16 protein-coding genes are annotated in these 20,007 nt (G+C 74.3%); 13 read left to right on the top strand and 3 right to left on the bottom strand.

The genetic code is table 11. The features are described 5' to 3' along the window. Positions 1 to 22: 22 nt before the first annotated feature. From AB0N27_RS07780 to AB0N27_RS07795, 4 genes are all read left to right on the top strand, one after another. Positions 23 to 1,057, top strand: a complete 1,035-nt coding sequence (locus AB0N27_RS07780) for a cytochrome P450 (protein ID WP_364364779.1) — start codon at positions 23 to 25, stop codon at positions 1,055 to 1,057. Next, positions 1,054 to 1,851, top strand: a complete 798-nt coding sequence (locus AB0N27_RS07785) for an isocitrate lyase/phosphoenolpyruvate mutase family protein (RefSeq protein ID WP_364364782.1) — start codon at positions 1,054 to 1,056, stop codon at positions 1,849 to 1,851. The genes AB0N27_RS07780 and AB0N27_RS07785 overlap by 4 nt, the downstream gene beginning before the upstream one ends. A 135-nt stretch (positions 1,852 to 1,986) precedes the next feature. After that, a complete protein-coding gene (locus tag AB0N27_RS07790) occupies positions 1,987 to 2,955 on the top strand; it encodes a DUF5715 family protein (protein WP_364364785.1) in 969 nt (322 codons plus the stop codon). Between the two features lie 4 nt (positions 2,956 to 2,959). Next, complete coding sequence (locus tag AB0N27_RS07795) at positions 2,960 to 4,549, top strand: asparagine synthase-related protein (RefSeq protein WP_364364788.1); 1,590 nt, start codon at positions 2,960 to 2,962, stop codon at positions 4,547 to 4,549. 65 nt (positions 4,550 to 4,614) lie between these two features. On the opposite strand, the gene AB0N27_RS07800 is transcribed toward AB0N27_RS07795, so the two are convergent. After that, positions 4,615 to 5,826: an SLC13 family permease gene (locus AB0N27_RS07800; protein ID WP_364364790.1), complete on the bottom strand. Its 1,212-nt coding sequence runs from the start codon at positions 5,824 to 5,826 to the stop codon at positions 4,615 to 4,617. 150 nt (positions 5,827 to 5,976) lie between these two features. Between AB0N27_RS07800 and AB0N27_RS07805 the strand changes: the two genes are divergently transcribed. From AB0N27_RS07805 to AB0N27_RS07815, 3 genes are all read left to right on the top strand, one after another. Beyond that, positions 5,977 to 7,188 carry a sensor histidine kinase gene (locus AB0N27_RS07805; protein WP_364366131.1) on the top strand — a complete coding sequence of 404 codons (1,212 nt, stop codon included), beginning with the start codon at positions 5,977 to 5,979 and terminating at the stop codon, positions 7,186 to 7,188. Further along, entirely contained in the window at positions 7,185 to 7,850 is a 666-nt protein-coding gene (locus tag AB0N27_RS07810) for a response regulator transcription factor (protein ID WP_364364793.1), read from the top strand. The genes AB0N27_RS07805 and AB0N27_RS07810 overlap by 4 nt, the downstream gene beginning before the upstream one ends. A 147-nt stretch (positions 7,851 to 7,997) precedes the next feature. Beyond that, on the top strand, positions 7,998 to 10,481 hold the full coding sequence (locus tag AB0N27_RS07815; RefSeq protein WP_364364796.1) for an FtsX-like permease family protein: 2,484 nt from the start codon (positions 7,998 to 8,000) through the stop codon (positions 10,479 to 10,481). 132 nt (positions 10,482 to 10,613) lie between these two features. Here the strand turns inward: AB0N27_RS07815 and AB0N27_RS07820 are convergent, their stop codons facing one another. Continuing rightward, positions 10,614 to 11,876: a nucleotide sugar dehydrogenase gene (locus tag AB0N27_RS07820; RefSeq protein ID WP_364364799.1), complete on the bottom strand. Its 1,263-nt coding sequence runs from the start codon at positions 11,874 to 11,876 to the stop codon at positions 10,614 to 10,616. A gap of 116 nt (positions 11,877 to 11,992) precedes the next feature. Beyond that, complete coding sequence (locus AB0N27_RS07825; RefSeq protein ID WP_364364802.1) at positions 11,993 to 13,351, bottom strand: serine/threonine-protein kinase; 1,359 nt, start codon at positions 13,349 to 13,351, stop codon at positions 11,993 to 11,995. Between the two features lie 504 nt (positions 13,352 to 13,855). On the opposite strand from AB0N27_RS07825, the gene AB0N27_RS07830 reads away from it, so the two are divergent. The 6 genes from AB0N27_RS07830 (at position 13,856) to egtD (ending at position 19,869) form a co-directional block, all read left to right on the top strand. Continuing rightward, entirely contained in the window at positions 13,856 to 14,560 is a 705-nt protein-coding gene (locus AB0N27_RS07830) for an RNA polymerase sigma factor (protein WP_364364805.1), read from the top strand. A 16-nt stretch (positions 14,561 to 14,576) separates the two neighbouring features. After that, on the top strand, positions 14,577 to 15,359 hold the full coding sequence (locus tag AB0N27_RS07835; RefSeq protein WP_364364808.1) for a hypothetical protein: 783 nt from the start codon (positions 14,577 to 14,579) through the stop codon (positions 15,357 to 15,359). Positions 15,360 to 15,505: 146 nt separating this feature from the next. Beyond that, a complete protein-coding gene (gene egtA / locus AB0N27_RS07840) occupies positions 15,506 to 16,741 on the top strand; it encodes an ergothioneine biosynthesis glutamate--cysteine ligase EgtA (protein WP_364364811.1) in 1,236 nt (411 codons plus the stop codon). After that, a complete protein-coding gene (egtB, locus tag AB0N27_RS07845) occupies positions 16,738 to 18,078 on the top strand; it encodes an ergothioneine biosynthesis protein EgtB (protein WP_364364814.1) in 1,341 nt (446 codons plus the stop codon). Before egtA ends, egtB begins: the two co-directional genes overlap by 4 nt. Before the next feature lie 28 nt (positions 18,079 to 18,106). After that, positions 18,107 to 18,853, top strand: a complete 747-nt coding sequence (egtC, locus tag AB0N27_RS07850; RefSeq protein ID WP_364364817.1) for an ergothioneine biosynthesis protein EgtC — start codon at positions 18,107 to 18,109, stop codon at positions 18,851 to 18,853. Positions 18,854 to 18,903: 50 nt separating this feature from the next. Beyond that, positions 18,904 to 19,869 carry an L-histidine N(alpha)-methyltransferase gene (egtD, locus tag AB0N27_RS07855; protein ID WP_364364820.1) on the top strand — a complete coding sequence of 322 codons (966 nt, stop codon included), beginning with the start codon at positions 18,904 to 18,906 and terminating at the stop codon, positions 19,867 to 19,869. Positions 19,870 to 20,007 lie beyond the last annotated feature (138 nt).

Below are 20,007 nucleotides of genomic sequence, written 5' to 3' on the forward strand. Positions count from 1 at the left end.
GTCACGCACCTACGGTCGGACGATGACCGATGCCTGGCCCGTCGTACCGCCCGCCTCCGGAACGCCCGCGTGTGGGCCGCCCACGTTCGCCCCGGACAGCGGTTGGCGCGTGACCCGGTACGCCGACGTCCGAGCTGCCCTGACCGATCCGGCCTTCGTGGTGCCGGCCGTCGACGCCGGCCCGCCGGGCACGCTCGCCTGGCTGCGTGCCACCGTGAGCCGCTTCAGCCCGCCGCACCGGCACGCCGAGCGCCGGGCGATCGGCGTGGCGGCGCTTGCCACCCTGGACCCGGACGAGCTGCGGCGCGAGGCGGCCGACATGACAGCTGCCGCGCTGGACCGGGCGGGCGGTCGTGTCGACGTGATGGCCGCACTGGCCCGACCGGTACCGCTGCGGGTGCTGGCCGCCCGGCTCGGTCTCGCCGATCCGGTCGCCGCCGGTACGGCGGTGGCGGTCGTCGCCGCCGCGTACCACCCGGGGGTTGATCCGGCCCTGCTGCGGCGCGCGGACGGTGCGGTGGCGGCGCTGCTGGCGCTCTCGCCGCCGGGCCCAGCGCAGGTACGGGCGAACCTGATCGGCCTCCTGGTCCAGGCCTGCGACGCGACAGCCGGCCTGATCGGCGCCGCCGCACACCACCTGCTCACCCCGCCGGCCCTGCGGGCGACGGCGCGGGTGGGCAGCGCCGACCTGCTGGCCGAGGTGCTGCGGCTCGACCCGCCGGTACGGGCCACCCGACGGGTCACCACCGCCGCGGTACGGCTGGGCGGCCGGGACCTGCCGCCGGGCAGTCCGGTGCTGCTGCGGTTCGACGCCGCGAACCGTGACCCGGAGGTGTTCACCGATCCTGACTCGTTCCGACCCGGCCGGCCCGGTGCCGGGCCGCTGACCTTCGGCGCGGGGGAGCGCGGCTGCCCCGGCGACAGGCATGCCCTGGCCCTCGCGGTCGGGGTGTTCGACGTGCTGCGGGAACGCTGCCGCCGCGCCCCGGCCGACCTGCGCCACGAGCCGCACCCGACCCTGCGTGTCCCGACGAACCTGGAGGTGAGCGTTCGATGACCGACCATGTCGCGGCGTTCCGCGCCCTGCACCACGCCGGCCGACCCCTGCTGCTGCCGAACGCCTGGGACCACGCCTCGGCGGCGGCGCTCGCGGAGCGCGGCCACCCGGCGATCGGCACCACCAGCCTCGGGGTCGCCGCCGCCGCCGGTCTGCCCGACGGGACCGGCGCCACCGCCGCCGAGACCCTCACCCTGGCCCGCCGCCTCGCCACAGTGCCGGTGCTGCTCACCGTCGACATCGAAGGCGGGTTCAGCGACGACCCGGCGGAGGTCGCCGGATACGCGGCCGAGCTGGCCGGGCTCGGCGTGGTGGGCATCAACCTGGAGGACGGGCGTGCCGACGGCACCCTGGCCGAGCCGGAGTGCGTCGCCGACAAGGTCGCGGCGGTCAGGGCGGCGGTCCCGGGCCTGTTCGTCAACGCCCGCACCGACACCTGGTGGCTCGGGGTGGACGACCCGCTGGCGCAGACCCTGGCCCGGGCGCGTGCCTACCGGGCCGCCGGCGCCGACGGGATCTTCGTGCCCGGCGCCGTCGACCTGGCGACGCTGCGGCTGCTGACCGAACGGATCGACGCGCCGGTGAACGCGCTGTACCAGCCGGGCGGGCCGGGCCTGGACGAACTGGGCGCCGCCGGGGTGGCCCGGGTCAGCACCGGCTCGCTGCTGTTCCGTGCCGCGCTGGACGCCGCGCTCGCCACCGTCGACGGGGTACGCGACGGTGGCCCGTCCGCGCCGCGGAAGCTGCCGTCGTACGCCGAGGTGCAGGCGCTGGTGCCCGCGGACGGCGACTGACGGTGCCCGACGGCGCGCGCGACATCGGTCCGTTCGAGGGTAGATAGGAGGATTGTTCGGTCCATTCCGGTCCCGATGATTACGGTGTGTTTCAGGGGCGAACCACAGGTGTCGTGACCGGAGAAAGGGACCGTCATGCGAGTGCCCAGCCGTAGTCCGGGACAGCAGCCCGGTTCGCCCGTGTCGCCCACCGCCCCGGCCCGCCGGCGGCCCCTGGGCACCGCCCCACGCCGACTTCCCGCCGCCGCGCCCGACCTGGCCGCCTACCGGGCCGCCGTCGCCGAACTGCTGGTGGAGGTGGGCGCCCTGGCCGACGCGGCGAGCACCCGGGCCCGGCAGGTGCTCATCGACGAGCGGCTGCGCGAACCGGCGCTCGCCGCGGTCCTGGACGCCACCCCGCAGGGGCTGATCGGCGCCCGCGAGACGCTGCTGCTGGAGATGGCCCGCTACCAGCCGAACGACCGCACCTCCGCGCGGGACCTCACCGCGCTGGTCCGGATCTACCTGCTCTCGCGCGTCGACGTCTTCTGGTGGCAGGACGCCCCGACGTTCGTCACCGACGACCAGGTCAACGGCAGCACCGACCTGGTCGACCTGGAGTGGCTGCGCCGCCGGGACCTGCTGCGTTTCCGGTACCAGGATCAGCCGGCCACCGCGCTCGGTCGCGCCGCGCGGGGACTGCGCCGCCGGCTGCGACCGGACGCCACGCCCCGCACCGCCGGACTGCTGTTCCGCCGCGCCCGCCGCGAGGTGGTGGCCCTGCTCAACGACATCGCCCGCGAGTTCGCGGCGGCGGCGCCGCCGGCCACCCCACCACTGTGGGTGACCAGCCTGGTCCGCAGCGCCGAGCACCAGTACCGGCTGCGTCGCCTGGGGTACGCCGCGATGCTGCCCAGCGGGCACTGCCTCGGCTACTCGGCCGACGTCGAGCTGGCCTGGTTCGAGCGCTTCGGCGCGCGGGACGCTCTCGCCGAGCTGCTGCTGGCCCGGCAGGAGGCCGGCGAGATCAACGTGATCGACGAGGGGCAGGCCTGGCACCTGTGCCTCGCGCCCACCGCCCGGCGTCGTCTGCGCCGGGCGTACGAGGCCGAGATGGGGATCTGAGCCGATGTGCGGCATCGCGTTGAGCATCGGCCCCGAGGCCGACCCGGCGACGTTCCGGCGGATGCTCGCCGTCCTCGCGCCCCGTGGCGAGGTCACCGAGACCAGGGCCGAGAACGCGCTGCTCGCCGGCACCCGCCGGCTGCGGGTCGTCGACCGGGACCGGGCGGAGCAGCCCTGGACGTCCACCGACGAGCGCCTGCTGCTCTGCTTCAACGGCGAGATCTTCAACCACCGTGAACTGCGGACGCAGCTCACCCGGCTCGGGCAGGTGTTCCGCACCGACAGCGACACCGAGGTGCTGCTCGCCGCCTTCCAGCAGTGGGGTGAGGCGGCGGTCACGCGGCTGCGCGGCGAGTACGCCTTCGCCGTCGTCGAACGCGCCACCGGCCGGGTCTACCTCGCCCGCGATCCGCTCGGCGTGAAGCCGCTGTACTGGTCCCGCCGGCCCGGCTGCCTGCACCTCGCCTCCGAGGTCAAGGCGCTCGTCGGGCACCGCGCCCCGATCAGCGAGGTGCCGCCCGGGCACCACGGGTGGGCGGAGACCGACGGACACGTGCGGCTGCGGCCGTACGTCGACCTGCTCACCATCGGCGAGGGCCTGCCGGTCATCGACGACCCGGACGAGGCCGCCCTGCTCGTCCGTGCCGCGCTGAGCGACGCCATCCGCATGCGGGTGGACACCGACCTCACCGTCGGTGTGGTCCTCTCCGGTGGGCTGGACAGCTCGGTGACCCTGCGCCAGGTACGGGACCTGCACCCGGACTGCGTCGCGGTGACAGTCGGAGTGCCGGACAGCCCCGACGTGGCGTACGCGCGGCGGCTCGCCGCCGACCTCGACGTGCCGCACGTCGTGGTCGAGCTGCGCCCGCGCGACATCCGGCTCGCCGACGTGCGCGAGGCCATCCGGATCTCGGAGCTGACCGAGTACGGCGACATCATCAACGCCGTGGTCTCGGTGCCGATCTTCCGGCGGTTGGGGCAGCTGGGCATCAAGGTGGTGCTCACCGGCGACGGCTCGGACGAGCTGTTCGGTGGGTACCCCATGTACCACCAGGTCGGCCCGACCGACGCCCGGCGCCTGTTCCTGCACCGGATCCGCAACCTGTGCCGCACCGAGTTGCAGCGGGTCGACCGGGCCGCCATGGGGCACGGCGTGGAGGCGCGGGTGCCATTCCTCGACCTCAGTGTCGTGGAGCTGGCGATGCGACTGCCGCTGGGGCTGAAGCTGCGCCACGGGCAGGAGAAGTGGATCGTCCGGCGGGCGTTCGCCGACGTGCTGCCGGACTACATCCTGCGGCGACCGAAACACCCCATGTCGTACTCGTCGGGGCTGCACGAGCGGGTGCGGCTGTACAAGCCGCTCTTCGCCCGGCTGCACCGCGCGTTCGGCTACGACCTGCTGGAACCCGTGCGCCGCGACTTCGACACGGTGCTCAGCCGGTGCGGCAACGACCTGGACCGGGCCATCGCCGACGGGTTGAGCCGCCCCGACTACACAGTCCTGGAGCATGCCCGCGACCTGGTCGGCGCCGCGAAGTGGAACGCCGCGCCGATGGTCCGCCGGCTGGTCGGCCCGCGCCCCGCGCGGCGCTGACGCCCGGCCGGGCACCGCCAGGTCCGACCCCGCCGACCCGACGACCCGCCGACCGGGGCCGGCGCTCAGCTCACCAGCAGCAGCGCCCCGACCGCCGCGAGCGTGCCGGTGACCGCGAGCAGCGTGCTGGTCAGCACGAACCGGGTCACCGGCACCGTCACCCCGGCCGCCCGGCACCGCTCGAACCACAGCAGGGTGGCCAGCGACGCCCAGGGGGCGGCCAGCGGGCCCACGTTGGTGCCGATCAGCAGGGCCAGCAGACGGGTGTGGTCGGCCACCGGCAGCACCGACTCGCCGGCCAGGTAGGCGGGCAGGTTGTTCACCGCGTTGGCGAGCAGCGCGCCGGTGCCGCCGGCCCGCACCGCGCCCAACGCTCCACCGTCGGCACCGAGCAGGCCGCCCACCAGGTCGTCCAGCCCGTGCCGGCCGAGGGTCTGCACCACCAGGAACAGGCCGACGACGAAGAGCAGCAGCCGTACCGGCACCAGGCCGGGACGCAGCGCGCCGGGGGAGCGGACCACGAAGCCGAGCAGCACCACAGCGAGCGCCACGCTGGAGGCCAGCCCGATCTCCACCCCGGCGAGGATGCCGGCGACGAAGAGCAGGCAGCCGCCGAGCGCGGTGCGGTGCAGCACCGGGTCGGCCGGGACATGCCGGGCCGGCGGGACGAAACGCCCCCCGGCCGGCCGGTCGCGCCGCCACCAGCCGTACCAGAGCAGCGCCATGGTGACGAGCACTGCGGCGAGCTGCGGCAGCGCCATCCGCTGCGCGTACGCCAGGGGCGCCAGGCCGACCCGGTCCGCGGCGAGCAGGTTGGTCAGGTTGGACACCGGCAGCAGCAGGCTCGCGGTGTTGGCCAGCCAGACCGTGGTGACCGCCAGGGGAGCCGCCGGGACGCGCAGGGTGCGGGCCAACGCGAGCAGCACCGGGGTGAGCAGCACGGCTGTGGTGTCGAGGTTGAGCACGAGGGTGGTCACCGTCGCCAGCGCGCCGCACAGCAGGAACAGCGCCACCCAGCTGCCCCGCGACGCGATGGCCAGCCGGCTGGCGAGCACGTCGAAGACACCGGCCACGGCGGTCAGCTCGGCGAGCACGATCACGGTGCCGAGGAAGAGCAGCAGCGGCAGGATCCGGTGCAGGGTGGCGGTGGTCTCCGCGCGGGGCAGCAGCCCGCTCAGCGCGCAGGCGACCCCGACCACCGCGAGGACGACCGCCACCAGGTCGAGCGGGTGCGGACGCCAGCGCACGGCGGGCTCGGGCGGGGCGGCGGTCTTCACGTCTGCCCACGCTGGCACAGTCTCGCGGTGATCGTGGTCGCCGCCCCCCGCGCGGGTGACCGGCCCCACCGGAGCGCCCACCGCCGACGCGAAACCACTCGACCGGACCCTGCACGCGACAGGCCGCCTGCCGCCCGGCACGTACGCTTGCTGATCGTGAGACGCACCGTGTTCGGTCGCCCGCTGCGCGGCGTCGCCTTCGACGTGGCCGTCTCCGCCCTGGTGGCGCTCGTCAGCCTGACCGCGGCGGTGAACCAGCCGGGCGGCTGGGCGGCCACCCTGGTCGGGGTGGCGATGGCCGTGGCGCTGCTGTTCCGGCGTACCCACCCGGGTGCGGTGACGGTGGCCGTCGCGGCGCTGGCCATGGTCCAGGTGATCGCCCGGTGGGGTCCGCTCGTCTACGACGTCGCCGTCCTGATCACCCTCTACAGCGTGGTGAAGTACGGGCGGCGGCTGCGCGACGGCGTGCTCGCCGGTGGCGTGGCCGCCGTGGGGGTGCTGCTCGCCGCCGCCCAGACCCCCGGTGTCGTCCTCTGGTGGGTGACCGCGCTGTGGTACGCGCTGGTCACCGGAGCGGTCTGGCTTGTCGCGCTGAACGTGCGCACCCGCCGGCTCTACGTGCTCAGCCTGGAGGAGCGGGCCACCACCCTGGAACGCGAGCGGGAGGCCGAGTCCCGCGCCGCGGTCGCCGAGGAACGCACCCGTATCGCCCGGGAGCTGCACGACGTGGTGGCGCATAGCATGGCCGTGATGATCGTGCAGGCGGACGGGGCGCGGTTCATGCTGGACCGCGACCCGGAGCAGGCCCGCACGGCGGTGAAGGTGGTCGCCGACACCGGCCGGCAGGCCCTGGAGGAGATGCGCCGGCTGGTGGGTGTCCTGCGCGACGCGGGCCCCACCGGCGCCGGGGACTCGGCGGTACCCGCCGACCCGGAGCACCGCAGGCTGGCCCTGGCCGACCTCACCGACCTGCTGGCCCGGTTCCGCGACGCCGGGCTGAGCATCCGGCACACCGTCACCGGCGACGCGCCGGCCCTGCCGCCGGGGCTGGAGCTGACCGTCTACCGGGTCGTCCAGGAGGCGCTGACCAACGCGCTCAAGCACGCGGGCGTCGGCGCCCACGTCGACCTGTCCCTGGCGTACACCGCCGACGCCGTCGTGGTCCGGGCCGCCGACGACGGTCGCGGCCGTCCGGTGGTCAGCCCGGCACCGTCCGGCGGTCACGGCCTGCTCGGCATGCGCGAGCGGGTGACCGTGTACGACGGCAGCCTCACCGCCGGCCCCCGGACGGGCGGGGGCTGGCAGCTCGAGGCACGGCTACCGCTACCGTCGGGTCCCGCAACGGAGGTGATCGCGGCATGACGATCCGCGTGGTGATCGTGGACGACCAGGCGCTGGTGCGCGCCGGGTTCCGGATGGTGCTGGACTCGCAGGCCGACCTGGAGGTGGTCGGGGAGGCCATCGACGGCGCGGACGCCCTGCGGGTGCTGGCCCGTACCGAGGCCGACGTGGTGGTGATGGACATCCGGATGCCGACAATGGACGGGGTGGAGGCCACCCGCCGGCTCTGCGCCGACCGGCCCGCCGGTCCGCCCCGGGTGCTGGTGCTCACCACCTTCGACACCGAGGCGGACGCGTTCGCCGCCCTCCAGGCCGGGGCGAGCGGTTTCCTGCTCAAGAACGTCCCGCCGGAGGAGCTGCTGGCCGCGATCCGTGTCGTCGCCCAGGGTGACTCGGTGGTGGCGCCGTCGATCACCCGGCGGCTGCTGGACCGGTTCGCCGGGCAGCTCGGCACCGGCCCGACAGTCGACCCCCGGCTGGCGCAGCTCACCGAGCGGGAACGCGAGGTGCTGCTGCTCGTCGCGCAGGGACTGTCCAACGCGGAGATCGCCGCGCGGGTGCACGTGGCCGAGGCGACCGTGAAGACCCACGTCGGCCGGATCCTGGCGAAGCTCCAGCTGCGCGACCGGGTCCAGGCGGTGGTGCTGGCGTACGAGAGCGGGCTGGTCACGCCCGGCGGATGAGTCCGCGTACGACCTGGGTCGTACCGGTCGGCGGGCGTACCGCGACCCGGGGAGCACAGAGGTCTAGCGCGCAGGTGGAGATCGACTGACCGGTGCCGGCCATAGCGTCGGAGGGGTCCGATCCATACCGCCTCCCGGGAGTCCCGCATGATCCGCCTGACCCTGCGCTCGCTGCGTGCCGAGGCGCTGCGCATGTTGCTCTCCGCGCTGGCAGTAGTGCTCGGTGTCGCGTTCATCGCGGGCACCCTGATCCTCGTGGACGGGATGCGCGCGGGGGCGTACGAGCGGGCCGGCACCTTCGACAGGCATACCGACCTGGCCGTGTACGCCACCGGCGAACGGTCGCTGCCCACCGCCCTGCTGGACCGGGTCCGGGGGGTCGACGGGGTGGCGGCCGCGGGCGGAGAGTTGACCGGCACCGGCGGTGTGGTGGGCGCCGATGGCCGGCCGGTGCTCGGCTACGCCGTGCTCGCCGCCATCCCGACCGAGGCCGCGCTGCGCTCGTACGACGTGGTTTCCGGACGGCTGCCCGACCGCGCCGGCGAGATGGTGCTGGACACCGACACGGTGGCGAAGGAGGGTTTCACGCTCGGGGCCCCGGTGCGGGTCGGCGGCACCGGTGGTCCGGCCCGCCCGTACACCCTGGTGGGTACCGTCGACGTGGCCGGCACGGCGCGTGACATCGGCGGTCCGTTCATCGGTCTGGTCGGGACGGACGCCCTCGCCGTGACCGGGGAGTCCGGCTACGACCGGATCATGGTGGCGGCGCGGCCGGCTGTCCCGGCGGGCGCGCTCGCCGAGCGGGTACGTGCCGTGGCCGACGCCGGCACCACGGTGAAGGATCGCCAGCAGATCCTCGACGACGCCGTGGACGAGGCGGTCCGCGACCTGACCCAGTTCACCATGCTGCTGATGATCTTCGTGGCGGTCGCCGTGGTGGTGGCCGGTTTCGTGATCGCCAACACCTTCGCCATCGTGCTGGCGCAGCGCACCCGACGGACCGCCCTGCTGCGACTGGTCGGCGCCACCCGTGGGCAGGTCTTCCGGTCGGCGCTACTGGAGTCGGCGGTGCTCGGGGTGGTCGCCTCGGCGCTCGGGGTGCTGTTCGGGGTGGCCCTCGCCGGTGGGATGCGACTGCTGCTGATCCGCCTGGACGTGCCGGTCTCCGGTGGGCTGCGGGTGACCGGTTCGACGGTGGTGACCGCTCTGCTGCTGGGCACCGTCCTGACCGTGGGCGCCGCCCTTCTCCCGGCGTGGCGGGGGACGCGGGTCCCGCCGGTGGCCGCGTTGACCGACGCCGCCGTGCAGCCCGGCCGGGGAGCGGGCCGGCTGCGGCTGGCGCTCGGCGCGGTCGTGCTGGGCGCCGGCGTCGCCGCGCTGGCCGGTGCCGCCGGTGCCGGTCAACTGGTGCTGGTGGCCGCCGGCGGCGTGCTTGCCTTCTTCGGGATCGTCCTGTTCGGACCGGTGCTCGTCCCGGCGCTGGTCCGGGTGTTCGGCTGGCCGCTGCGGCGGCTGGTCGGTACGACAGCCACCCTGGCGGTGGCGAACGCGGTCCGCAACCCGCGCCGGATCGCCGCCACGGCCACCGCTCTGGTGATCGGAATCGGACTGGTGTCGGCGTTCGTGGTGGGTGCCCGCAGCACCAAGGACGGCATCGAACGCAGCGTGGACGCCGAGATCGGCACCGATTTCGTGGTCAGCGGGATCGGACAGGACCTGCCCGCCGCGCTCACCGGCGAGCTGGCCGCCCGCCCCGAGTTGGGTGTGGTGCACGAACAGCGCAGTGCGGTCACCGCCGACATCGAGGTCCGCGCCGCCCACCCGGCCCTGGTCGGCCGGACCATCACCGGGGTGCTCTCCGGCGACGCGGGCCGGCTCGGACCGGGGCGGGTGCTGGTGCACGAGGAGTTGGCGCGGGCCAACGGCTGGACTGTCGGCTCACCTGTCACCGTCAAGGGGCGGGGGTTCCAGGTGGCCGCCGTCGTGACCGACGACAGGCCGGCCATGGTCGCCAGCGACGCGCCGGCCGGGCACGTCATCGACATGGCCGACGCGGACTTCGCCGCGCTCTTTCCCGACCGGCGCGGCTTCCTGGCCGAGATCGATCCCGCCGCCGGTGTCGACGTCGACCGGGCGCGGGACGCGATCGCGCAGGTGCTGGCCGGCTACCCGACGGTCAACCTGATGGACCAGGGCGCGTACAAGAAGATGCTCACCGGCACCGTCGACATGCTTCTGGCGTTCGTCACCGCGCTGCTCGGCCTGGCCGTGGTGATCGCACTGGTAGGCGTGGCGAACACGCTGAGCCTCTCGGTTGTCGAACGCACCCGGGAGAACGCCGTGCTGCGGGCGGTCGGCATGACCCGGGGGCGGATGCGGGCCATGCTCGCGGCCGAGGCAGTGCTGATGGCGCTGGTCGGCGCGGTGCTCGGGATCGGGTTGGGCACCGGGGTCAGCGCCGCCGCGATGGCCCTGCTGGACCGTCTCGGCGGGGACTTTCACGTGGTGCTGCCGTTCGGCCAGCTCGGGCTGATCCTCGGCGTGGCGGTGCTGGCCGCCCTGCTCGCCTCGGTGCTGCCGGCCCGTCGGGCGCTGTCCAGGCCCGTCGTCGAGGCGCTCGCCGACCAGTGAGCCGGCCTGGTGCGACAGTGCTCGGTGGACCCGGCCCCTGCGCCGGCGTGCCGCGTCGCACCGTCCGGGCGGACATCCGCCGGCCGGCCCCGCCGTCTTCCCCGGCGGCGGGACCGGCCAGCGGTGCCGGGTCTACAGGCGCTCGACCACCGGGCCGGAGCACCTGTTGCGGGTGTCGAAGACGTAGCGGGCGTGCTCGACCACCAGGTCGTAGTCGAAGCTGTCGTGGTCGGTGACGACCACCACCGCGTCGGCGGCCCGCACCTCCCGCTCGGTCAGGCCGACCACTGTGACGCCGGCGGGAATCTGGTGCGCCTCGGCGTACGGCTCGACGGCGTGGACCTCGGCGCCGAGGTCCTGGAGCCGGCGGGCCACGTCGACCGCGGGGGAGTCCCGCATGTCACCCGTGTTCTTCTTGTACGCCAGACCGAGCAACAGCAGCCGGGCGCCGCTGACGGCGCGGCCGGTCCGGTTCAGCCCGGCCATGATCCGTTGGGCGACGTGCTCGGGCATCTCGTGGTTGACGTCGTTGGCCAGCTCGATGAACCGGAACTGCCGGCCGAGGCGGCGCTTGACCTGCCAGGACAGGTAGCACGGGTCGATCGGCAGGCAGTGCCCGCCGACGCCCGGGCCGGGCTTGAACGGCAGGAAACCGAACGGCTTCGTCTCGGCGGCCTCGATCGCCTGCCAGACGTCGATGTTCAACGGATGCGAGAGCATCGTCAGCTCGTTGATCAGCGCGATGTTGACCTGCCGGAAGGTGTTCTCGATCAGCTTGGTCAGCTCGGCGACCTGGGTGGAGTCCACCGGCACGGTGCGCTCCACCAGACGCCTGTAGAAGCCGTCCACCCGGGCCAGCGACGTCGGGTCGACGCCGGACACCACCTTCGGCGTGTTCTCCAGCCGCCAGGTCGGGTTGCCCGGGTCGATCCGCTCCGGGCTGTAGCCGAGGTGGAAGTCGCCGGGGCTGTGCAGCCCGCTGGCCGACTCCAGAAGCGGACGCAGCAGCTCCTCGGTGGTGCCCGGGTAGGTGGTGGACTCCAGGATCACCGTGCAGCCCGGCCGCACGTACGGGCCGATGCCCACGCCCGCCTGCTCGACGAAGCTCAGGTCGGGGGTGCCGTCGCGCAGCGGCGTCGGAACGGTGATGACGCAGACGTCGAAGCCCTCGGCGTCGGCGTAGTCGGAGCTCGGACGGTACCGCCCGCTGCCCAACGCCCGGCCCAGCCGGTCGGTGGGGATGTCCTCGACGAACGACTCGCCGGAGGCGAGCCGCTTGACCCGGTCGGTGTCGACGTCGAGGCCGATCACGTCCAGACCCGCCTCGACGGCGCGCATGGCCAGCGGCAGTCCGACGTACCCCTGGCCGATCACGACCAGCTTCTCAGCGCTCACCCGGGCTCCCGCGGCAGATGGTGGAAATGACCTGCTGTGAGCCTAGAGTGGTAGTCGACGACGTAAGTCCGTTTTGGTGATATCGGTGCTGGTGGGGGCCCGGTCGGACCGCCCGCTCAGTCGTTCGTCGGGTCGTCCGGGTCCGTCACCGGCGGGGTCGTCGGAGTCGTCGGGCCCGTCGTCGGGTCGCTCGGGGTGGCGCTCGTCGGACCGCTTGTCGGAGCCGAGGTGGTCGCCGTCGCCGTCGGTGTCGGCGGGGTTGTCGTCTGGCTCGGCTGGATGCTCGGCGTCGCGCTGACCGGGGCCGACGGACTGGTCGCGGGAGCGTTCGGCCGGTTCGGGCGGGCCGAGTCCTCGGTGACCTGCTCGTTCCCGGCCGGCACCTCCACCTGGCCGGTCGGTGCCACGGTCGGGGAGTTGGTGGGCAACTTGACCGCCGGGGCGTCCGCGTTCTTCGTGGCGCCCAGCGCGGCCACCAGCGCGGTGACCGCCACCAGCACAGTCGCCGCCGCGCCGACCAACGCGCCCCGCCGGCCGCGTCGACGACCCGCCGGGGCCACGGCCGCGCCGGCCGGCACGTCGGTGCGGGTGCCCGGCCCGGCGTCCCGCAACGGAACGGACGACGCCATGGCGGTGGGCGGTTCGCCGCCGGTCACCGCCGTGCGGGCCGCCTCGGCCATCGCCGCGCCGCTGCTGAAACGGTCGAGAGGATCCTTGGCCAGCGCCCGCGAGACCAGGGCGCGGACCGCCTCCGGGATCTCGTGCGGCAGCTCCGGCGGCTCGTCGTCGAGGTGGCGCACGGCGACCTGGAGCGGGTTGTCGCCGGTGAACGGTGGACCGCCGGTGAGGCAGCAGTAGGCGACGGCGCCCAGGGCGTAGATGTCGGTGGCGCCGCTGACCGGTCGGCCGGCGGCCTGCTCCGGTGCCATGTACAGGGCGGTGCCGGGCACCGCGTTGGTGCTGGTGATGCTCGTGACGTTCGTCGAGCGGGCCACGCCGAAGTCGACCAGGACGACGGTGCCGTCCTCCTGCACCAGCAGGTTGCTCGGCTTGACGTCGCGGTGCACGATGCCGCCACGGTGCGCCGCGTTCAGCGCGTGGGCCGCCTGGGCCACGATCGACATCGTCTCGGAGACGTCGAGCCGGCCGGCCGCCTCGATCCGCTTGGACAGCGGCTCACCGTCGACGAACTCCATGACCAGGTAGTCGGCCCGACCGCCGTCGGGCAGGTCGTCCTCGCCGCAGTCGTACACCTGCACGATGCCCGGGTGCCGCAGCGCCGCCATGATCCGCGCCTCGGCCCGGAAGCGGGCGATGAAGTCGGGGTCGGAGACCAGCGCCGGCAGCAGGACCTTCACCGCCACCTGTCGGCCCAGGACCAGGTCCGAGGCGCGCCAGACGTCGCCCATGCCGCCGGTGGCGACACGTTCGTCCAGGCGGTACCGCCCGCTGAGCACGACCTCCGATGACAACACAGCATTACCGTACCTAGAGTGGCGCGGAACGGCGCGCTGCGGGCGTCCCGCCGGACGGCCCGTCCCCGGGTGTGACCTGGGCGGGGATCGCCGTTCCGTGACGGGCTGGTAGCCCGGCGTCACGGAAGGTCGACGGGTGGACGCCGGCCCGTTGTCGAGGAATGCTCATGCCCAGCCGCGGGTACGGGGAGCGTCTGCCGGCCGCCGGCCGTTACGGGGACGCGCCGATTCAGCGGTTTGACAATTGTCACTCTTCCGTGACGCGGTGCCGACTTGTCGCCCGGTGGGTCCGCTCCTAGCGTTAGCGCGGCTCGGGCCCCGCCCGGCGGCCACGGCGGGTCACCCGTCGGGAGCCGACCGTCGTCGCGCTGGCCCAGACCCCCGGCCGAGACGACCTCGGTCGTGGCATGACCAGAGTCGGTGGAGGGCGGTGCGGGTGCGGATGCTGGTCGAGCCGGCACGTCCCGCCTCATCGAACGCCGCGCGGCGATCCGCGGGCCACCGATGACCGCCGAACTGACCGACGCGGTCACCGCGGCGCAGGCTGGAGACGAGGAGGCGTTCCGCTTTCTCTACCGCAGCCTTCAGCCCGGGCTGCTGCGCTACCTGACCGCCCTGGTGGGCGGGGACGCCGAGGACGTCGCGTCGGAGACCTGGCTGCAGATCTCCCGTGACCTGCCCAGCTTCACCGGCGGCGAGTTCCGGGCCTGGACCGTCACCATCGCCCGTAACCGGGCGATGGACCACCTGCGCAAGCTGCGCCGTCGACCGTCGCTGCCGGTGCCGGTGCAGGCGCTCGCCGACCTGGCGAGCGACGCGGACACCGCCGAGCGGGCCGGGGAGACGATCGGCACGGAGTCGGCGTTGGCGTTGATCGCCACCCTGCCGCCCCGGGAGGCGGAGGCCGTCCTGCTGCGGGCGGTGATCGGCCTGGACGCGGAATCCGCGGGTCAGGTGCTCGGTCGCCGCGCCGGCGCGGTGCGCACCGCCGCGCACCGCGGCCTGCGCCGTCTCGCGGCCCTCCTGGAACGCCCGGATCCGGCCGTCGCCGGCACACCGACCGTCCCGCCACCCGCCGGCGGAGATGGCGCCGCGTCGCCGGTCGGTGTCGACGACGGCGTGTCGTCGGTCGACGGCGGGACGGTCGCGCAGCCGCCCCGTCCGCGCGGGCTGTCAGGTCGGACACACGCCGAGTCGGCGGATGGCTGACGTGAGGGGATTCCGGATGAACCCGAACCGGCCCGACCGGTGGGCCGACCGCGCCGAGACCGAACGGCTGCTCGACGCCGCCCGCGCCGCCGCGTCGCCGGCGCCTCAGCACGCGCCCCTGGCGGCCCCCGACCCGCTTGCCGGCCTCCTCGCCGCCGCTGCCGCCCCGGCCCGGCCCGGTGAGCTGGCCGGTGAGCAGGAGGCACTGGCCGCGTTCCGGGCCGCCCGGGCCGACCAGCAGCCCGCCGTGTCCCGCCGGTCGCGCCGCCGCCGGCTGACCACCGGCGCGGTGGCGTGGGTCGGCGCGCTGGCGGCCACCGCCACGGCGGCGGGCGTCGCCTTCGCCGCCGTCACCCTCGACCAGCCACCCGACCCGTCGCCGCCGCAGGCGCCGAGCAGTCCCCGGCCGAGCCCCACCGACGCCGGGGCGAGCCCCTCCGGCGACCGGGGAGCTGTGCCCGATCGGGCGACACCTGGTGCGCCGTCGGCCACGGGCGTCACCCCGTCCGGGGCGCTACCGGCGAGCCAGTTGCGCGGGCTGTGCCGTGCCTGGCAGGCCAAGAAGCCCGACCAGCGGGAGAAGGCGCTGCGCACGCCCGGCTGGCGGGAGTTGGTGACCGCCGCGGGCGGGCCGGCCCAGGTCGGGCCGTACTGCCAGCGGCTGCTGCACGAGGCGACGCCGGCCCCGACCACGTCGCCCGTACCGCCCTCGACGCCGCCGAAGCCGAAGTCGAAGCCGTCTGAGTCGGCGAAGGTCAAGCCGTCGGAACCGCCGACGGAGCATCCCGTCCGGGACTGAGGATCGCGGTTCGTTCCGCCCTGCGGGCCGGAAATTCGTCTGTTAGACAGGGGTTGGTGGCGCCGCGGACGCCCCGACGCTGTCGGTGGGCGGGTTTACGGTGGCACCGTGTCCCGAAGTCGGCACACGGAGAGGGGGCACGACAGGTGGTGACGTCACCCGAGCTGGACCGCAGCGCGATTCTGCGCGAGTCCGCCGCCGCAGTGCGACATCTCGCCCGGATCTGCTTCAAGACCGGCCCACCCACCCACACCGGCGTCGAACTGGAATGGACCGTGCACGACGCCGCCGATCCCGCCCTCCCTGTCACACCGACGCGGCTCAGGGCGGCGCTCGGACGGCACAGCCCCGTCACCCTGGACGTGACAAGCTCGGCCGAGCCGCTGCGACACGGCGGCACGGTGACGCTGGAGCCGGGTGGCCAACTGGAGATCTCCACCCCGCCGCGCTCCTCGACCGCCGCGCTGATCGAGGCCACCGAGGCCGACATCGCCCAGGTCACCGACCTGCTGGCCGCCGCCGGTCTGATCCTCGGCCGCAGCGGCATCGACCCGCACCGACGGCCCCGCCCGGTGGTGGAAACTCCCCGTTACCGCGCCATGCGCGGCGCCTTCGACAGGCGTGGTCCGGCCGGCCGGACCATGATGTACAGCACCGCAGGCCTTCAGATCTGCCTCGACGCCGGCGAACCGGACCAGGTCTCCGCACGGTGGGCAGCCGCGCACGCGGTCGGCCCACCGCTGCTCGCGGCATTCGCGTCCGCCAACCGGCACGCCGGGCGTCGCACCGGCTGGGCCTCGGCCCGGATGGCGGCGTGGCTGGCCATCGACCCGTCCCGCACCCGGCCGGTCTGGACGGCAGCGGACGCCCACGAGGACCCGAGGAACACCTGGGTGCGGTACGTGCTCGCGGCACCGCTGCTCTGCCTGCGCCGGCACGGCCCGGACTGGGCCGCCCCGCCCGGCGTGACGTTCGCCGACTGGCTCGACGGGGCGCTGCCCCACCCACCCACCACCGACGATCTCGACTACCACGTCAGCACGCTGTTCCCGCCGGTGCGTCCCCGCGGCTACCTCGAACTGCGGTACCTGGACGCCCAGCCGGGGCGGGACTGGCGGCTTCCGCTGGCGGTGCTGACCGCCCTGTTCGCCGACCCGGGCACGGTGCGGGACGCGTACACGATCGCCGCCGCGGTGGCGCACCGCTGGTCCGCGGCCGCCCGGCACGGGCTCGCCGACGCGGCGCTGGCCGCCGCCGCCTCGGCGTTGCTCGACCTGGCCCTGACCAGGCTGCCGCTGCTGGACCTGCCCACCGACATCCACGACGACATCGCACGAGGCGTTCGGCGGCGGCTGACCGCCGCGGAGAGGGGAGACCGGTGACCGCGAGCACGACGACGGGACACACCGACGGGGAGCGGCTGCGCGACCGGATCGCGGCGGAGCTGGCCCGGGCCCGATCCCGTACCGCGCTGCTGACCGAGGTGGTCGACGACGCCGACCTGATGCGCCAGCACTCGCCGCTGATGTCGCCGCTGGTCTGGGACCTGGCGCACGTCGGCAACCAGGAGGAGCTGTGGTTGGTGCGGGACGTCGGGGGCCGCGAGCCGGTCCGGTGCGACATCGACGAGCTGTACGACGCGTTCAAGCAGCCCCGCCGCGACCGGCCGACGCTGCCCCTGCTGCCGCCCGCGGAGGCCCGCGCCTACCTGGGCACCGTCCGGGACAAGGTGCACGACCTGCTCGACACGGTGCGGTTCACCGAGCGTCCGTTGGTGGCCGACGGGTTCGCCTTCGGCATGATCGTCCAGCACGAGCAGCAGCACGACGAGACGATGCTCGCCACCCACCAGCTGCGCGCGGGGCCGGCGGTGCTACACGCCCCGGCGCCACCGGAGCCGTCCGCGTCCGTCGTCGGGGAGGTGCTGGTCCCGGCCGGCGAGTTCACCATGGGCACCGACACCGATCCGTGGGCCCTGGACAACGAGCGTCCCGCGCACCGCGTCGACCTGCCCGCGTACGTCATCGACGCGGCCCCGGTCACCAACGGCCAGTACGAGGCGTTCATCGCCGACGGCGGCTACACCGACAGGCGCTGGTGGAGCCCGGCCGGCTGGGCGCACCGGGTCCGGGAGCGGCTCGAGGCCCCGATGCACTGGCGGCGCGACGGCGACGGCTGGTCGTACCGGCGGTTCGGCCGGTGGGACCGGGTGCGCGCGGACGAGCCGGTGGTGCACGTGTGCTTCCACGAGGCGCAGGCGTACGCGGCGTGGGCCGGCAAGCGACTGCCGACCGAGGCGGAGTGGGAGAAGGCTGCCCGGTGGGATCCGGCGACGGGGCGCTCGCGCCGCTACCCGTGGGGCGACGACGAGCCGACCGCCGCGCACGCCAACCTGGACCAACGCCACCTGCGGCCGGCTCCGGTGGGCGCGTACCCGGCGGGCGCCTCGCCGCTGGGCGTGCACCAGCTGATCGGCGACGTCTGGGAGTGGACGTCGACTGCCTTTCGGGGGCATCCCGGGTTCACCGCCTTCCCGTACCGGGAGTATTCGGAGGTCTTCTTCGGCGACGACTACCGGGTGCTGCGTGGCGGCTCGTTCGGCACGGACCGGTCGGCCTGCCGGGGCACGTTCCGCAACTGGGACTATCCGATCCGCCGGCAGATCTTCAGCGGTTTCCGGTGTGCGCGGGACGCCGGCCCGGACGAGTCGCGCCTGTGACGCGACGCGCGGCTGACCGGTGGCGCTGATGTGCCGCCACCTGGCCTATCTGGGGCCACCTGTCACCCTGGCCGAGCTGCTCTTCGAGCCCGCGTACTCGCTGGTGCGCCAGTCCTGGGCGCCGCGTGACATGCGCGGCGGCGGCACGATCAACGCCGACGGTTTCGGTGTGGGCTGGTATCCGGGTGACGGCGAGCCGGTGCGCTACCGGCGGGCCCAGCCGATCTGGAGTGATCCGACGATCGCGGAGCTCGCGGCGGTGACCCGCTCCGGCGCGGTTCTCGCCGCGGTGCGCTCGGCCACCGTCGGGATGGCGGTGCAGGACGGGGCCGCCGCGCCGTTCGCGCAGGACCGGTGGCTGTTCAGCCACAACGGTGTGATCCGTGGCTGGCCGGACGCGGTGGTGCCGCTCGCCGCCGCGCTGCCCGTCCGCGACCTGCTGACCCTGGACGCCGCCACCGACTCGGCCCTGTTGTGGGCGTTGGTGCGGCATCGGCTGCGGGCCGGCGACGACCCGGCGCGGGCGGTCGCCGAGACGGTGGCGGACGTGGCCGCGGCCGCGCCGGGCTCCCGGTTGAACCTGCTGCTCACCGACGGGCGGTCGGTGGTGGCCAGCGTGGCCGGGCACGCGTTGTCGGTGCGCGCGGCGCGCGGCTCGGTGCTGCTCGCCTCGGAGCCACACGACGACGACCCGGGGTGGCGGCCGGTGCCCGAGGGGCAGCTGGTCACCGCCACGGCGGACGGGGTGCGGGTACGCCCACTGCCGGTCCGGTGAGCGGCACCGGTCGGGCACGCGAGTGTTGACTGAGCAGAGAGGCAGGGCCGATGACTGCGGAACCGTTGGAGATCTACCTTGAGCAGCAGGACGTGGAGCGTGGCCTGCGTCAGGACGTCCGGACCGGGTTGACCGCGGAGCCGAAGTGGCTGCCGCCGAAGTGGTTCTACGACTCCCGCGGCAGTGAGCTGTTCGAGGAGATCACCCGTCTTCCCGAGTACTACCCGACCCGGGCCGAGCGGGCGGTGCTGGCGCGGCACGCCCCCGACATCGCGGCGGTGACCGGCGCGAAGACGCTTGTCGAGTTGGGTTCGGGCTCATCGGAGAAGACCCGGCTGTTGTTGGACGCGTTCACCCGCCGGGGCGGGCTGGGCACGTTCGTTCCGCTCGACGTGTCGGTGAGCGCGCTGCTGGGGTCCACCGCGCGGATCGCGGCGGACTACCCGGGCCTGCGGGTGCGGGGCATCGTCGGGGACTTCACCAGGCAGCTCGACAGGTTGCCGACCGGCGGCCGTCGCCTGGTGGCGTTCCTCGGTGGCACGATCGGCAACCTGTTGCCGGCCGAGCGGGCCGAGTTCCTGGCCGCCATGCGCGCCGCTCTGGAGGTCGGGGACTGGCTGCTGCTCGGCACCGACCTGGTGAAGGACCCGTCGGTGGTCGTGCCGGCGTACGACGACGCGGCAGGGGTGACCGCCGAGTTCAACCGCAACGTGCTGCGTGTGATCAACCGGGAGTTGGGGGCCGACTTCGACCCGGAGGCGTTCGCGCACGTCGCTCTCTGGGATTCCGAGCACGAGTGGATCGAGATGCGGTTGCGCGCCACGAGGCCGATGACCGTGCGGGTGCTGGACCTGTCTGTCGAGTTCGCGGCGGGGGAGGATTTGCGGACCGAGGTGTCGGCGAAGTTCCGTCCGGCGGGGATCGCCGCCGAGTTGGGCGCGGCGGGGTTCACCGCGGAGGAGTTCTGGACCGACCCGGACGGGTTGTTCGGCGTGACGCTGGCGCGGGCGCGGTGAGCCGGCCCACCCACCCGGGCGCCCGGCCATGGGGAGTGATCCGTTAGGCTGGTCGCGCGAAGGGGAGTAGCCCCCAATGTCGTGGTCGACATACTGGTGCGTTCCGCATCCGGCCACGCGGCCCCGGTTCCCAGGGGC

Origin of the sequence: Micromonospora sp. NPDC093244 (genome assembly GCF_040683695.1) — a bacterium.
Taxonomy (GTDB): Bacteria; Actinomycetota; Actinomycetes; order Mycobacteriales; family Micromonosporaceae; genus Micromonospora.

Excerpts from the sequence above, each read along its gene's own strand:
- AB0N27_RS07780 (WP_364364779.1), top strand. The coding sequence starts at position 23 with ATGACCGATGCCTGGCCCGTCGTACCGCCCGCCTCCGGAACGCCCGCG.
- AB0N27_RS07785 (WP_364364782.1), top strand. The coding sequence starts at position 1,054 with ATGACCGACCATGTCGCGGCGTTCCGCGCCCTGCACCACGCCGGCCGA.
- AB0N27_RS07790 (WP_364364785.1), top strand. The coding sequence starts at position 1,987 with ATGCGAGTGCCCAGCCGTAGTCCGGGACAGCAGCCCGGTTCGCCCGTG.
- AB0N27_RS07795 (WP_364364788.1), top strand. The coding sequence starts at position 2,960 with ATGTGCGGCATCGCGTTGAGCATCGGCCCCGAGGCCGACCCGGCGACG.
- AB0N27_RS07810 (WP_364364793.1), top strand. The coding sequence starts at position 7,185 with ATGACGATCCGCGTGGTGATCGTGGACGACCAGGCGCTGGTGCGCGCC.
- AB0N27_RS07815 (WP_364364796.1), top strand. The coding sequence starts at position 7,998 with ATGATCCGCCTGACCCTGCGCTCGCTGCGTGCCGAGGCGCTGCGCATG.
- AB0N27_RS07830 (WP_364364805.1), top strand. The coding sequence starts at position 13,856 with ATGACCGCCGAACTGACCGACGCGGTCACCGCGGCGCAGGCTGGAGAC.
- AB0N27_RS07835 (WP_364364808.1), top strand. The coding sequence starts at position 14,577 with ATGAACCCGAACCGGCCCGACCGGTGGGCCGACCGCGCCGAGACCGAA.
- egtC (WP_364364817.1), top strand. The coding sequence starts at position 18,107 with ATGTGCCGCCACCTGGCCTATCTGGGGCCACCTGTCACCCTGGCCGAG.
- egtD (WP_364364820.1), top strand. The coding sequence starts at position 18,904 with ATGACTGCGGAACCGTTGGAGATCTACCTTGAGCAGCAGGACGTGGAG.